The following is a 12,887-nucleotide window of genomic DNA, read 5'->3' as shown; positions in this document are numbered from 1 at the left end:
CTATACGTAGAAACAGGTGAGCAATTAATGAATAAGACACTAAAAATAACTTTAGCTAGTGGGTTATTGGCCACAGCGGTGACACAGGCAGAGGAAACAGACACGACATTAAGTGCCTATGCTGCCGGGTATACCGCAGGCTTTACTTGCAGTGCGATCTTTAATGGCGATAAGTCCATGGAGCAAATTCGAGAGCATGAGTTAAGTGGCATTTATTCGTTAATTGCTGATCGCGTGGCACAAATGGAGCCCAGAGTTGATGAACAAAACCACTGGGTACGAGTGCCATATGATAACGGTAACCGCGAGCGGATATCTGTCTGGCGACCGAAGCTCGGTTGTGTCGATTTGCCGGTTGGCGCAAGTGTTGATGACGTAAAATTTGTTGCTGATCCTTTCAGTGGTCATAAGAAGGCCGGAAAAGACAACGGCCAGCCCTGGAAGCAAAAGGCTGAGGTTAATTCAGTCAGTAGTAATGCTCAATTAGAGTCAGTTCTGCAACAGGCATTTACCAAAAAGTACGGCTCTGGGGCTCGCACTTCTGCTGTTTTAATTGCGACGCCTGATGAAATTATTGCAGAACGTTATATCGAGGGTTTTACACCTGAAACCGCGCAGCGCACCTGGTCAGTTGCAAAAAGTATTGGTGCCAGTGTTATCGGAGCGGCAGTTCAGCAAGACAAGATAAAGCCAGATGAAGCTGCCGGTATTTCAAATTGGTCGCACCCGCTTGATCCCCGCCGGCATATTACACTGGAAAACTTATTGCATATGGCGTCCGGTCTGGACAGCAATAAAGCGGGCAACCGCACCGACCGCGTTTATATGGGGGGAGGGTTAGTCAGTGATACTGCCACTGAAACGGCACTTGAAGTGGCTCCGGGCAGTCGCTGGAAGTACGCGAATAATGACACTATGTTGGCTTTAAGAGCCCTGCATGAGCGCTTTGACAGCACAGAAGAGTATCTGAAGTTTCCGTATAAGGCACTGCTGGAAAAAGTAGGAATGAATCATACCTTTGCCGAAACCGACTGGCGTGGCGATTTTATTTTATCGTCGCAGGTGTGGACCACGTCTCGTGATTTAGCTCGTCTGGGTGTTTTGCATTTGCAACAGGGTCAATGGCAGGGCGAGCAAATTTTACCCGAAGGCTGGCTTGAATATATCAGTATGCCGGCACCGGCTCAGCCGCCGGAGAACTCCCCCGGATACGGAGCACAATGGTGGCTTTATAACGAACGTTTCCCTGAATTACCCGATGACACTATTGCGGCGCGAGGAAACCGGGGACAATTTTTGGTGGTTATTCCGTCAGAGAATTTAGTGGTTGTTCGTCGTGGTTATGATATTGCCGGAGAGCCAGGGTTTAACGAGCATGACTTTGTACGAGATGTACTGAAAGCACTATAAAAACTCCTTCGGGGGAAGCTGAATAATGATAGACTGCTTCCCCCAGCCTGACGGACAGAGAGCTTACTTATGAGCGAAGAACAGCAAGTCATTCAAAGCGAACACACACAAAATTACAGCGTTGACGGTAAAACCGTAGAAATTGATATTTACCGCACTGAAGACAGTGGCTGGATTTTGGAGATTGTCGATGAGAATAACAACTCGACGCTTTGGGAAGATGAATTTGAAAAGGATAATGATGCCCTGGTAGAAGCGTTGGACGCTCTAAAAGAGGAAGGTATTGATAACTTCATAGAACCCGCAAAGTAAAATGATCAGAGTTTCACAGCGCATTGAATTTGCAGAGCACGAAATAGAGTGGCAGTTCATCCGCTCTAGCGGTGCGGGAGGCCAGAACGTCAATAAAGTCGCTACTGCGGCTCAACTCATTTTTGATATTCAGGCCTCTTCGTTACCGGACTTCTACAAGCAGCGCTTGCTAAAAAAGTCAGACCATCGCATTACCCAAAGTGGCAAGGTCATAATTAAGTGTCAGGAGACACGGAGTCAGGCCCGTAACCGAGAGCTGGCGCTGGAGCAGTTGATTGAATTAATTCGCAGCGTTGCACAGGTTCAAAAGAAGCGTATTCCCACAAAGCCCAGTCGCTCTGCCAAAGAAAGGCGGCTGACGAGTAAAAAGCAGCAAGGTTATAAAAAAGCGCTTCGGAAAAAAGAATTTTAATTTCCAAACTTTTGTAACGAACCTGAGCAATTTATTCGGGCACACTCAAGTATGAGCTGCTTGAGTTCGCATTGACTGCAGTAATCGCAGCAACGGATGTCGCTGGCGACTAATTTTTTTTCCAGTAATAATTTCTTAAGTTGTTCTTTACTCACTGAAACTTGTAAGCGATTAGGTTTTTTCCTGCGCATAGCCGTGCTCCTCAAGTTGTTGTAAACAGTGCCCAAGACAACGAGAATGCTGACAGCCAGTAATAAGCAATTGATGACAGTAGTGGCAAAGGTCAGCTAATGATTTTGAGTTGGTGTTATTTAACCATTGGGTGAGTTGTTTGGTACTGTTCTGTTGAAATTCGTATGCTGGCAGTTGCTGATGACGCCGAATATAAGTCGCTATTAATAAAATGGAGCTGGTTGTGTAGCTTTGAACTGCGTTAGCGGCAAGTACTGGCTCGTTAAATACCTGTTTTGCTGACTCGCGTGCCCGTTTAAGGTAAGCAGCCGCAGACTCATAGTCTTTGCTGTTGAGGAGTGAACTTGCAGTCTTTAACTGTTCCTGACTATTAAAATAGTCTTTATAGGTGTTTGTCATTTTGGATCCTTTGCTCGGCTTTAGTTAAATAAGCTAACGCAAATGATAATGGTTCGCAATAAGTTATTTGTAAACGATCGTAATTAAAAAATAATGCGTATAAGTAACTTACAAAACAAGAAACCTGGAGCTTCAATGAAAACTTACAAGCAGCAAGATCTTGCAAACATGGACGATACAGAGAGAGCGCGTTTTGTTAATTGTTTGTCCGGGTTTAAAAGTGCGAATGTGGTAGGCACCCGTGACAGGCATCAACAGAATAACTTAGCAATGATAAGCTCCGTGGTGCACTTAGGAAGTAATCCTCCGTTGCTTGGCTTTGTTATGCGCCCTAAATCGGCCACCCGCCACACCTGGGAAAATATTGAAGAGAGTGGTGTTTACACCATTAATCAGGTGAGTGAAGAGTTTTTCCAGAAAGCTCACCAGACATCAGCACGGTACGACCGGGAAGTTTCAGAGTTTGAAGCCTGTGGTCTTACACCAGAATTTGAAGACGGTTTTCATGCCCCACATGTTGCTGAAAGTGCCTTGCGAATTGGCATGCAACTGGTGGAGGTTATCCCTATACAGCATAACGACACGGCATTAATCGTAGGTGAAATTCGGTGGGTCGAAGTTAAGGAAAAGGCGGTGAAAAGTGACGGTTATATTGATATTGAATCTTTAGGGACCATGGCCATTTCGGGTCTGGATGGCTATCACAGTACTCAACGGGCGGCGCGTTTATCTTATGCCAAGCCCGATAAGAAACTAGAAGAACTGGATGTCGAGGGGCGCTCTAAAGACTCATAATGTCAGGTACTTTACGGCTGTGCTTCTTGGTTATCCAAAACAGCAGTAAACCGACAATAGACAGTGCACAGCCGACCCAGCCTGTGCCTTGCCAACTGAGAGGGGAAATAATGGCCAGCCCGCCCAGCCAGGCCCCTAAGGCATTTGCGGCGTTGAAAGCTGAATGGTTCAATGACGCCGCCAGAGTCTGTGCTTCACCTGCAACGTCCATCAAACGTACCTGAAGCGCCGGAACCAGAGCCGCCGCGCTACCCAGTAATAACACCATTGGCATGACGGTCCAGAGGCTTTGCAATGTTAACGGGAAAATCGCCAGTACAATTGCTGACCACAACAAAGAGCCACCAATAGTCAGTTTCAAATTGCGGTCGGCCGCCCAGCCTCCGACTAAGCTACCTGCCAAAGAGCCTATTCCGTATATTAATAAAGCAACAGGGATCCAGTGCGGAGCAAGACCTGTGGCGTTTATTAGGGTTGGGGCTATATAACTTAATACCGCAAACATACCGCCGAAACCTATGGCGCCTATGGCTAGCGTAAGCCAGACTTGAGGGTTCTGCAGAGCCTTCATTTCTCCCCTTGCCGAGGTTCTTTTCTCATTAGGGTGTTTTGGCACGACAAATAAAATCATGACCAGAGCTAGAAGTCCTAAAGCGCCGACTGTATGGTAAACCGTGCGCCAGTCGATAAGTTGCCCAAGCCAGGTTGCTAAGGGGTTACCGACTAAAATTGCTACAGTCAGCCCCATCATTACCATGGTGACAGCCATACCTCGTTGATTTTTACGAACCATGTCGGCGGCGACAAGACATGCAATACCAAAATAGGCACCATGAGGTAAACCGGTTAGGAAACGCAAAACCTGAAGCAAGGGGTAGCTTTCTGCTGATGCACTGGCAAAGTTACCGAGCGCGAAAGCAAGCAACAGCACCAGTAACATGGGTTTGCGCGGAAAACGCGCGAATAAAATCGTAATGAGCGGTGCGCCGATAACCACACCCAGCGCATAAAGGCTGATCAGATGGCCGGTTTGTCGGGTGTCAGTGTTGAAGTCAGCAGCAACGTCAGGTAGCAATCCCATAATGACGAACTCACCAATGCCAATAGCAAAACTGCCAACTGCCATGGCAAAAATGGCTAGTTGAACCTGTGCTTTAGAGAACTGAGTCATGGATCAGGTTTGCTTCCTGTATTAGTTGAGTCGGTTAGGATTGCGCAGTTTATCGAATGCAGCAGCTATTGCAATCTCTATGACTTTACTGTACAAATAAACAGTATATTTACACATCAGCAAAGGACCATACCATGGCTGTAGTAACCCAGTATGTAGTTATTCGCGACGGAGCCGAGAAAATGACATTCACTTCAAAAGCTGAAGCCGATGCGCACGATAAAATTTTGGACATGGCTGAGGCCCTGAATCCTCTCATTAAAGACAGCAAGCTTTTCACTGATGAACAGCAGCTTGAGGATATGGCGCTGTTTTTGGCGAAAGAACGAGAAAATGTTCTCATAGCTTTAGGTGCTAAAAAGCCAAAGAAACCAAAAACCGAGAAAGTATCTGCGGAAAAAGTTGAGTCATCAAAATCAAACGATAAAGCGTCGTCGAAAGCGGCTTAGTGGGCACGATACGAGTTAAATATTTTGATACTATAGTGACCTGGTTTTAATGAATAGGATCGAACGATGACGCAAGAAACGATTTACCATATAGGAACACCGGGTACCCCTTGGGGCGTTGAAGAAAAAGCGCAATGGTTAGCTGAGCAAAGCAAAAAGCGTTCCTACTTTGATGATGTTGTCAGCAAAATAGAGACTTTTAAAGCGAACTTCGACGTAGAGCAATATGGTGAACTTGCGTACGAAAGCGATACTTATCCTTTGTTTGTGGTCAGAACTAACAACTGGGATGCGGGCAAACCAACGGTTTTAGTGACTGGTGGTGTGCATGGTTATGAAACCAGTGGTGTTCACGGAGCACTGCGGTTTATAGAGACTAAAGCCAATGAGTATCAAACAGACTTTAATGTGGTGGTTGCACCCTGTTTGAGCCCGTGGGGCTATGAAACCATTAACCGTTGGAATCCTGCGGCTATTGATCCTAACCGCTCGTTTGTAGCCGATTCGCCAGCCGGTGAATGTGCAAACATTATGAATTACATTGCTGGCTTAGGTGTGGATATTCTGGCTCACATTGATCTGCACGAAACAACCGATACCGATAACAGCGAGTTTCGTCCTGCAAAGGCGGCAATGGACGGAAAGGTGAATACCAACTGGAATATTCCTGACGGCTTCTACTTAGTTGGAAACTCTGAAAAGCCTTACCCTGATTTTCAAAAGGCGGTACTGGATTCGGTAGAAAAAGTTACGCACATTGCCGATGCTGACGAAGAGAATAAGCTAATAGGTGAAGATATTGCCCAGCGTGGTCTTATTTTATTGCCTACAGCAAAAATGGGCTTATGTATTAGCTTTAGTAAAGCTGAGTATGCCACTACGACAGAGGTTTATCCGGACAGCCCGAAAGCAACCCCGGAGCAATGTATAGAAGCTCAGGTTGCTGCGGTCACCGGAGGCCTGGACTTTTTAAAGTAAAGCCCAACCCTCGTTACTTGGTCGGTAAACCTGGTTAGTCAATTAACGTCGTGTGTCTGGCCGCTTTTGGCGAGGTGCACGGCGTGAGTTTTGAGGCCTTCCGGTTCGTGGCTTTTGAATGGGTTCCGGCTTTATATTCGGGTCTGGCTCAAAGCCTGGAATCAGTTCTTTTGGTATTTCATTTTTAGTCAGCTTTTCTATGTCACGTAGCAATTTATGCTCGTCCACACAGACCAGTGACGCTGCTTCACCTTCACTTCCGGCACGACCTGTACGGCCAATACGGTGTACGTAATCTTCAGCTACCTGAGGTAGTTCAAAGTTAATCACGTGCGGCAGTTCGTCAATATCAATACCACGTGCAGCAATATCGGTTGCAACTAATACTCGTAATTTTCCGGCTTTAAATTGCGCTAATGCTTTGGTTCTGGCGCCCTGGCTTTTATTGCCGTGAATAGCCATTGCAGGCAGACCATCATCCGTTAACTGTGTTGCCAGTCGGTTAGCCCCGTGCTTAGTTCGTGTAAACACAAGAACCTGCCGCCAATTACGACTTCCTATCAGGTAACTGATTAGCTCTCTTTTACGCTTCTTATCAACAGGGTAAACGCGCTGCTGAATGGTATCTGCTGCCGCATTTTGCCTGGCAACTTCAACTAACTTTGGCTGTTGCATAAACTGTTGAGCCAGAGCTTTTATTTCACTTGAAAAGGTTGCAGAAAACAACAGCGTCTGACGTTTTTCCGGAATGAGTTTCATGACTTTTTTAATGTCATGAATAAAGCCCATGTCCAGCATCCGGTCAGCTTCATCCAGAATCAATACATCAATTTTACTTAAATCTACCGTTCCCTGACGACTGTGATCCAACAAACGACCTGGCGTGGCGACAAGAATGTCGACACCGCGTCGCAATGCGTTAATTTGTGGGTTAATACCTACACCACCAAAAATCACTAAAGACTTAAGACCGGTATATTTAGCGTAGGTGTTGAGGTTGTCTTCAACTTGTGCCGCCAACTCTCTGGTTGGTGTCAAAATTAACGCCTTAATAACAGGCTTACCGTCGGTTTTTGTTTGCGACAATTTGTGCAACAAAGGAAGTGTAAAACCTGCTGTCTTGCCGGTACCTGTTTGCGCAGCTGCTAACAAGTCGTGGCCGGCCATGACTGTCGGAATGGCTTGCTGTTGAATTGGAGTGGGGGTGGTATAACCGCATTCAGTAACGGCACGTAGTATATTGTCGCTCAATCCCAATGACTGGAATGAGGTTTGGCTTTGTTCTGTGGACATGAAGCTCCGGGAGTTATAATAGTCGACACCACACTTATGTGGCTTTTTGGCATTGTATCACAGACGACAGTAAACCTTTATTTAGAAACAGGCGTATTAAGGTAACTTTTTCTTGCTTTGATGAAAAAGTGAGCGCATTATTCGCGCCGCTTTACCCTGAGTTTAGGGTGTTTAGAGGAATTTTTATGTTGTACCGCCCCTGGGTCGACTCCGCTAACCGAGTTTTCACTGGTGTTCTACTTGTTCAGTTACTGATCACCTTTGTTATTGCTTTTCTTACTGGCGACTGGTTTGTTCCTGTCGTCCTGTCATTGCTTATTGTTTCTTTACCTTTGCTTCTTATTAGAGCCTCAGGCCAAAGTAAACTGACAAGGCATGTTATAGCCGCCGCGATTCAATTAATTACGGCGGTTCATATCGATCAGACCATGGGTCTGGTTGAAATGCACTTTGAAATTTTTGTGGTAATGGCATTTCTTATTTATTACCGGGACTGGATGATTGTGGTGACCAGTGTCGGGGTGGTTGCCGTACATCACATTTTATTTTTTGTGCTGCAGTCCAACGGTGCCGACGTTTATATCTTTGCTGAGGGTTACGTGACCTTAGGTATTCTCGCTATTCATGCAGGCTTTGCTGTAGCTGAGGGGGCTGTACTTTGTGTTATAGCCAAACAAAGCGATACCGAAGCGGTTAGTGCACAGGCATTACGTAACAGCATTGCCGATATCGTTAAGCAGTCGGATAAACTAAATCTGATGGTCGATGTCAGCGGTACAACAGATGAAGTTACTGCCTTTAAAAACTTACTGACTCAATTCCGGAAGAATATTCAAAGTACTCGCAGTTTATCCAGACGGGTTCAGGATGTGTCGGGTGCGTTGTCTAAGGAGAGCGAAGAGCTTATCAAGAGCCGTCAGAACAGCTCGCAAGAGGTTGACAGTATAGCCAGCGCAATTGAGGAAATGGCCGTTACTATTAGCAGTATTTCAGAGCAAGCTAATTTAGCTAAAATGTCGGCGGAAGAGTCAATTGACCGCTCGGAGAATGCGGCAAATGTCGCTGAAACGGCAGCTGGTTCTATAAGCTCCTTAAAAGCCAATGTTCTTGCCACGAACGACAAGTTGAAAACCCTGGACAGGCAGTGCCATCAAATATCCGATGTTATTGGAGCCATTAACGATATTACCAAGCAAACTAACTTACTGGCTCTGAATGCGGCTATTGAGGCCGCCCGAGCGGGTGAAGAAGGTCGTGGTTTTGCCGTGGTAGCTGACGAAGTAAGGTCATTAGCCTCCACTACAGGAAAAAATGCTGAACAAATTAGCCAAATTAGTCAGAATATACTCACTGAAGTAGCTGAAGCGGTGAACTCAATGGATGCTTGTGTTCAGCAAATTGATGAAGCGGTAACCTATTCAGAGGAGTCAGGCACGTCAATGAAAACCGTTGCTCAACGTATTAATGATGTGGCTCAAAAGGTTATTTCAGTCGCCGCTGCTACCGAAGAGCAGAGAAACGCTAGTGAAGATATCTCTCGTTCAGCGCAGACAATGAGAGAGTTGTCTGAAGCAGAAACACAATTGTTGCTGAACGGGCAGGAAAACGCCACATCACTAAAAACAGTTTCGACCCAACTGGACTCAGAAGTAGGGCGCTTTATTGTTGACTAAGCTATCAGGAGAAGCCCGAACTCGTTGGCTTATTGTGACCATTTTTGCCTGGTTTGCATTAGTTCTCTGGGGCTTGAGTTACTTACTGGAACAGCGTTTGGTCTGGTTTGATGAAAAGAGTCAATTACTTGAGCTGGGCAATAATGGCGAATTAGCTCAACCTTTGGTTACTGAACTGGTAAATAAAGGGTTTTCAGTAAGCGGAAGCGTTTTCCATATTAGCTCAGAAAGTTGTAACTGTAATTGGCGCAGTGCCGGACATACCAGTAGCGTAAAGCGGCAAGTAACGGAGTCAGGTGGCAGAAACTACAACATTGATATAGATCAATTCAGTGAACTAAAAAGGTTCGTTCCTGCAACACCAGCCATTATTATGTTTAATGAGTCATCAGAATTAATTTACCTTGGGCCTTACGCCGATGGTGCATTTTGTACAGCTGAAAGTAGTTTTGTGGAAGCATTAATTCCTTTAGTTTCAATGGAAGAGAAGGCTCCCGAATGGATTAATACCGTTGCAAAAGGATGCTATTGCAGCGTTTAAATATGGTCAAAGAGCGGAGCCAGTAATGGAAGTAAGACAAACCTTTATAGAGTTTCTGGAAGTGATTCCGGACGGGGCTATTGTTATTAATCGAAAGGGCTTAATTATTGCTGTTAATCAGGCCGCAGCGTCCATGTTCCGTTATTCCTCGTCTTCTATGCTGGAGCTGCACCTTAACCAGTTACTTCCCGAAGAGGTTCGTGAAAGGCATGATCAGCATTTAGCGACCTTTTTCAAACACCCGGGGCGACGCTCTATGGGAAACGGCTTAATCTTTTCAGCCATTCGCAGAGACGGTTCAACTTTTCATGTTGATATCATGCTTAATCAGCTTGAATTGGAAGGTGAGCTGTATGGTATTGCCATAGTACGCGACTACACTTTGCAAAAGAAAGCTGAAGATAAAATTCGTCTGGAACTGGAATTTGAAAAGCGTCAGGCGCTGACTGACCACTTAACCGGCATTATGAATCGAAGAGCTTTTACCGCACAATTACAGGATGAAATTGAGCAACTGACAGAACATGGAACGCCCTTCGCGGTTAGCTTTATCGATTTGGATGACTTTAAAGACGTTAACGATGAGCATGGGCATCATTTTGGGGATGAGGTTCTGCAGAAAATTGCTCAACTGATTCGTTTGCACAGTCGCCATACCGACTATGTTGCCCGCATTGGCGGCGACGAGTTTGCGACCATACACCCAATGATTTCTGCTAATGATGCACAGCAGATGATGCAGCGAATGCGCAGTGAATTAGTTAGTGGTATTGACCATGCTGAACTTCCGGTAACTTTGTCGATTGGCTTGTGCCAGTGTGATAAACCTTCAGAGCATTACACCATAGAAGATATTATGGCGAGGGCAGACAAGGCTATGTACCAGGCAAAGAAAGAGGGTAAAAATGCGGTCGTGCTTACCAATTAACTGTAATAAAACGTAATTAAGTTTGATTGTTACTCAAGGTCTACTCTAAAGTGGTTTCAGGACTTTTAAGGAGAGGCCATGGGAATCTTCATATCCTATCTACGAATGATTTTACTGATTATCGGTGTTTTGGCGGGAATACAGTTGCCCGGCTTTGTCGATCAGTATGGAAAAAGCCTACAGGCACATTTAATTGAGTCTGAACGCAGCCTTAATGAATTTCGCGACGAGGCTGAAAAGTTTTTTGACGGTAGCATTGAAGAACTTATTGCCCATTATCAAGCCAGCGACGACAGAGTTTTTCAGGAAGGTGGCCAGAGTATCAACGCAATCTTTCAACGTTATCAACAGTTGAATAAAGCCCATCAGGAGTTTAATCAGAATGCATGGAGAGCCTACCAACAGGCATTTTTCACGCCAGTGGAAGATATTCAGCAAGAGGTTAGAAACGACTTTTCTTACACCGTAAGACTGAACCCCGGCGCTATTTTGTTTGGCCTGGTTTCGGGGTTAATACTGGCGGTATTTGGTGAACTTATTGTTCGACTGCTGGCGAGGCCTTTTCGACAATCGCAGCGCAGTTAAGCCCGCTCGGTAGTGTGCCGTAATTAAACCCGAAATTAACATCAAGCCGACCCGCGCAAAAGGCGTCCGCCATTTCCGGGGTTGCATGTTGAACCAGTAACGCCGCCTGGAGGCCAACGGCCATAGAATCAGCAATGGTGCGTGCTCGATGATATTGTAGGGCTTTGCTGTTACTAAACTCCTCTTTTAGCTTGATCATAAACTGGTCGAGTCTTTTGTCAGCGCCTTTTGCACGTTGCAATTCTGCGAAATAAGCATCCAGGACCTCAGGCTGTTTCTCTATGGCTCTTAGAATATCAAGACACTGAACATTACCACTGCCTTCCCAAATAGCGTTGACGGGTGACTCACGGAAAAGTCTTGGCATAATGTGGTTTTCCATAACGCCACTCCCACCAATGACCTCCATTGCTTCATAGGCATGATTAGGCGTTCGCTTACAAATCCAGTACTTGCCAACAGGCGTAGCAATGCGCGACAACAGTTTTTCATGTTCGTTGTCCTGGTTATCCATTGCTCGAGCCATTCGCATCATGTAAGTCATGGCAGCTTCGCTTTCAAGTGCCAGATCAGCTAATAAGTTCTGCATCAGTGGCTGCTCGCTAAGCCTGGCACCAAAAGCTTCTCTGTTACTTGCGTGATGAATCGCCTGAGCCGTTGCCTGACGCATACCCGCCGATGAGCCAATCATGCAGTCATAACGTGTGGTTGCGACCATCTCGATGATGGTTCGAACGCCCCGGCCTTCTTCACCGACCATCCAGCCCAAAGCACCGCGAAGCTCCGTTTCACTTGAAGCGTTCGCTGCATTGCCCATTTTCTGTTTCAATTGCTGAAGTTGGATAGGGTTTTTTGAGCCATCAGGGCGCCATCTTGGAACTAAAAAGCAGGACAGGCCACTACGGGTTTGTGCCAGCACTAAAAAGGCATCACACATGGGAGCGGAGACAAACCACTTATGACCAACCAGTTCGTATACCTGGCCGGAGCCTTCTGTTGTCAACGGATAGGCCCGCGTAGTGTTACGCCGTACGTCTGACCCTCCTTGTTTTTCCGTCATTGCCATACCAATAGTCACGGCATTTTTTTCCGTATGAGGAATGTTTCTCGGGTCGTATTGACGGGCGGTAATTTTTGGGGCCCACTCTTCGAATAAGCCAGGCTGATGCCTCAGTGCCGGAATTGCGGCAAAGGTCATGGTAATAGGACAGCCGTGTGAAGCTTCTACCTGCGTGTGAAGGTAATATTTAGCCGCGCGAGCGACATGGGCTCCTGGTTTAGGGTCACTCCATGGGCTGGCATGAAGCCCGTGCTCAATTGCTGTTGTCATTAATTGATGATAACTGGGGTGGAAGTCCACCTGATCAATGCGATGTCCGTAGCGGTCATGGGTACGTAATTCGGGTTGGTACTTGTTAGCCTGGAAACCAAGTTCAATGCTTTCTTTTTTACCTGCCAGTTCGCCAAAAGCAATAAGGTCGGAGTAAGCCCAACTGGCACCTTCGCGTTCTACAGCTTGCTGCAGAGCTTTATCGGCCAGATAAAGGTTATAGTTTTCTAACGGTTTAGGCTGGTTTTCAACTTCATGGGTGCTAGCCATAAACTGTTCGGCTTGTGGGTAGTGCTCTGTCATTTCTTACTCCTTGTTACTTCTGAGTGAAGCAGGATAAATTTTATTCGTCAATAGATAGACTAATGGTTGCCTTTTGAACGTTTTTTGATAACAGTAAGGTCAACAATTAACAAAAA

At 46.0% G+C, this 12,887-nt stretch carries 14 protein-coding genes; 10 read left to right on the top strand and 4 right to left on the bottom strand.

Annotated elements, in window-relative coordinates; translation table 11 throughout:
• Window positions 1–27 precede the first annotated feature (27 nt).
• The 3 genes from VBY75_RS03980 (at window position 28) to arfB (ending at window position 2,134) form a co-directional block, all read left to right on the top strand.
• Window positions 28–1,410, top strand: a complete 1,383-nt coding sequence (locus VBY75_RS03980; protein ID WP_199494714.1) for a serine hydrolase domain-containing protein — start codon at window positions 28–30, stop codon at window positions 1,408–1,410.
• 69 nt (window positions 1,411–1,479) lie between these two features.
• A complete protein-coding gene (locus VBY75_RS03975; protein ID WP_054487273.1) occupies window positions 1,480–1,722 on the top strand; it encodes a hypothetical protein in 243 nt (80 codons plus the stop codon).
• Between the two features lies 1 nt (window position 1,723).
• Window positions 1,724–2,134, top strand: a complete 411-nt coding sequence (gene arfB / locus VBY75_RS03970; protein WP_054487275.1) for an alternative ribosome rescue aminoacyl-tRNA hydrolase ArfB — start codon at window positions 1,724–1,726, stop codon at window positions 2,132–2,134.
• 171 nt (window positions 2,135–2,305) lie between these two features.
• On the opposite strand, the gene VBY75_RS03965 is transcribed toward arfB, so the two are convergent.
• A complete protein-coding gene (locus VBY75_RS03965) occupies window positions 2,306–2,725 on the bottom strand; it encodes a hypothetical protein (protein WP_416511138.1) in 420 nt (139 codons plus the stop codon).
• 135 nt (window positions 2,726–2,860) lie between these two features.
• Here VBY75_RS03965 and VBY75_RS03960 point away from each other — a divergent pair, with 135 nt between their 5' ends.
• Entirely contained in the window at window positions 2,861–3,520 is a 660-nt protein-coding gene (locus tag VBY75_RS03960; protein WP_054487279.1) for a flavin reductase family protein, read from the top strand.
• Here the strand turns inward: VBY75_RS03960 and VBY75_RS03955 are convergent.
• Window positions 3,507–4,691, bottom strand: a complete 1,185-nt coding sequence (locus VBY75_RS03955) for an MFS transporter (RefSeq protein ID WP_222236813.1) — start codon at window positions 4,689–4,691, stop codon at window positions 3,507–3,509. The two genes, VBY75_RS03960 and VBY75_RS03955, sit on opposite strands and share 14 nt — an antisense overlap.
• Before the next feature lie 134 nt (window positions 4,692–4,825).
• Here VBY75_RS03955 and VBY75_RS03950 point away from each other — a divergent pair, with 134 nt between their 5' ends.
• The gene (locus VBY75_RS03950; protein WP_416511136.1) at window positions 4,826–5,140 is read left to right on the top strand and encodes a YebG family protein; all 315 of its coding nucleotides are present in this window, start codon (window positions 4,826–4,828) and stop codon (window positions 5,138–5,140) included.
• Window positions 5,141–5,206: 66 nt separating this feature from the next.
• On the top strand, window positions 5,207–6,118 hold the full coding sequence (locus tag VBY75_RS03945; protein ID WP_416511134.1) for a M14 family metallocarboxypeptidase: 912 nt from the start codon (window positions 5,207–5,209) through the stop codon (window positions 6,116–6,118).
• Window positions 6,119–6,160: 42 nt separating this feature from the next.
• On the opposite strand, the gene VBY75_RS03940 is transcribed toward VBY75_RS03945, so the two are convergent.
• Window positions 6,161–7,411: a DEAD/DEAH box helicase gene (locus VBY75_RS03940; protein WP_054487287.1), complete on the bottom strand. Its 1,251-nt coding sequence runs from the start codon at window positions 7,409–7,411 to the stop codon at window positions 6,161–6,163.
• Window positions 7,412–7,596: 185 nt separating this feature from the next.
• On the opposite strand from VBY75_RS03940, the gene VBY75_RS03935 reads away from it, so the two are divergent.
• The 4 genes from VBY75_RS03935 (at window position 7,597) to VBY75_RS03920 (ending at window position 11,138) form a co-directional block, all read left to right on the top strand.
• On the top strand, window positions 7,597–9,084 hold the full coding sequence (locus tag VBY75_RS03935) for a methyl-accepting chemotaxis protein (protein ID WP_224797564.1): 1,488 nt from the start codon (window positions 7,597–7,599) through the stop codon (window positions 9,082–9,084).
• Window positions 9,077–9,625: a DUF6436 domain-containing protein gene (locus VBY75_RS03930; protein WP_271331497.1), complete on the top strand. Its 549-nt coding sequence runs from the start codon at window positions 9,077–9,079 to the stop codon at window positions 9,623–9,625. The genes VBY75_RS03935 and VBY75_RS03930 overlap by 8 nt, the downstream gene beginning before the upstream one ends.
• 25 nt (window positions 9,626–9,650) lie before the next feature.
• Window positions 9,651–10,553 carry a GGDEF domain-containing protein gene (locus VBY75_RS03925; protein WP_222236816.1) on the top strand — a complete coding sequence of 301 codons (903 nt, stop codon included), beginning with the start codon at window positions 9,651–9,653 and terminating at the stop codon, window positions 10,551–10,553.
• A 78-nt stretch (window positions 10,554–10,631) separates the two neighbouring features.
• Window positions 10,632–11,138 carry a DUF2937 family protein gene (locus VBY75_RS03920; protein ID WP_222236817.1) on the top strand — a complete coding sequence of 169 codons (507 nt, stop codon included), beginning with the start codon at window positions 10,632–10,634 and terminating at the stop codon, window positions 11,136–11,138.
• Here VBY75_RS03920 and VBY75_RS03915 read toward each other — a convergent pair.
• A complete protein-coding gene (locus tag VBY75_RS03915; RefSeq protein WP_416511130.1) occupies window positions 11,089–12,771 on the bottom strand; it encodes an isovaleryl-CoA dehydrogenase in 1,683 nt (560 codons plus the stop codon). The genes VBY75_RS03920 and VBY75_RS03915 overlap by 50 nt on opposite strands.
• Between the last annotated feature and the right edge of the window lie 116 nt (window positions 12,772–12,887).

The organism is Idiomarina sp. HB, from assembly GCF_048059115.1.
Lineage (GTDB): Bacteria > Pseudomonadota > Gammaproteobacteria > Enterobacterales > Alteromonadaceae > Idiomarina > Idiomarina abyssalis.
Note: the sequence above shows the minus strand (reverse complement) of the source record. Positions and strands in the feature narration are given on the sequence as shown.

Coding starts and splice junctions, on each gene's coding strand:
- VBY75_RS03950 (WP_416511136.1), top strand. CDS start 4,826: ATGGCTGTAGTAACCCAGTATGTAGTTATTCGCGACGGAGCCGAGAAA.
- VBY75_RS03940 (WP_054487287.1), bottom strand. CDS start 7,411: ATGTCCACAGAACAAAGCCAAACCTCATTCCAGTCATTGGGATTGAGC.
- VBY75_RS03915 (WP_416511130.1), bottom strand. CDS start 12,771: ATGACAGAGCACTACCCACAAGCCGAACAGTTTATGGCTAGCACCCAT.
- arfB (WP_054487275.1), top strand. CDS start 1,724: ATGATCAGAGTTTCACAGCGCATTGAATTTGCAGAGCACGAAATAGAG.
- VBY75_RS03920 (WP_222236817.1), top strand. CDS start 10,632: ATGGGAATCTTCATATCCTATCTACGAATGATTTTACTGATTATCGGT.
- VBY75_RS03975 (WP_054487273.1), top strand. CDS start 1,480: ATGAGCGAAGAACAGCAAGTCATTCAAAGCGAACACACACAAAATTAC.
- VBY75_RS03925 (WP_222236816.1), top strand. CDS start 9,651: ATGGAAGTAAGACAAACCTTTATAGAGTTTCTGGAAGTGATTCCGGAC.
- VBY75_RS03980 (WP_199494714.1), top strand. CDS start 28: ATGAATAAGACACTAAAAATAACTTTAGCTAGTGGGTTATTGGCCACA.
- VBY75_RS03965 (WP_416511138.1), bottom strand. CDS start 2,725: ATGACAAACACCTATAAAGACTATTTTAATAGTCAGGAACAGTTAAAG.
- VBY75_RS03955 (WP_222236813.1), bottom strand. CDS start 4,691: ATGACTCAGTTCTCTAAAGCACAGGTTCAACTAGCCATTTTTGCCATG.
- VBY75_RS03960 (WP_054487279.1), top strand. CDS start 2,861: ATGAAAACTTACAAGCAGCAAGATCTTGCAAACATGGACGATACAGAG.
- VBY75_RS03945 (WP_416511134.1), top strand. CDS start 5,207: ATGACGCAAGAAACGATTTACCATATAGGAACACCGGGTACCCCTTGG.
- VBY75_RS03935 (WP_224797564.1), top strand. CDS start 7,597: ATGTTGTACCGCCCCTGGGTCGACTCCGCTAACCGAGTTTTCACTGGT.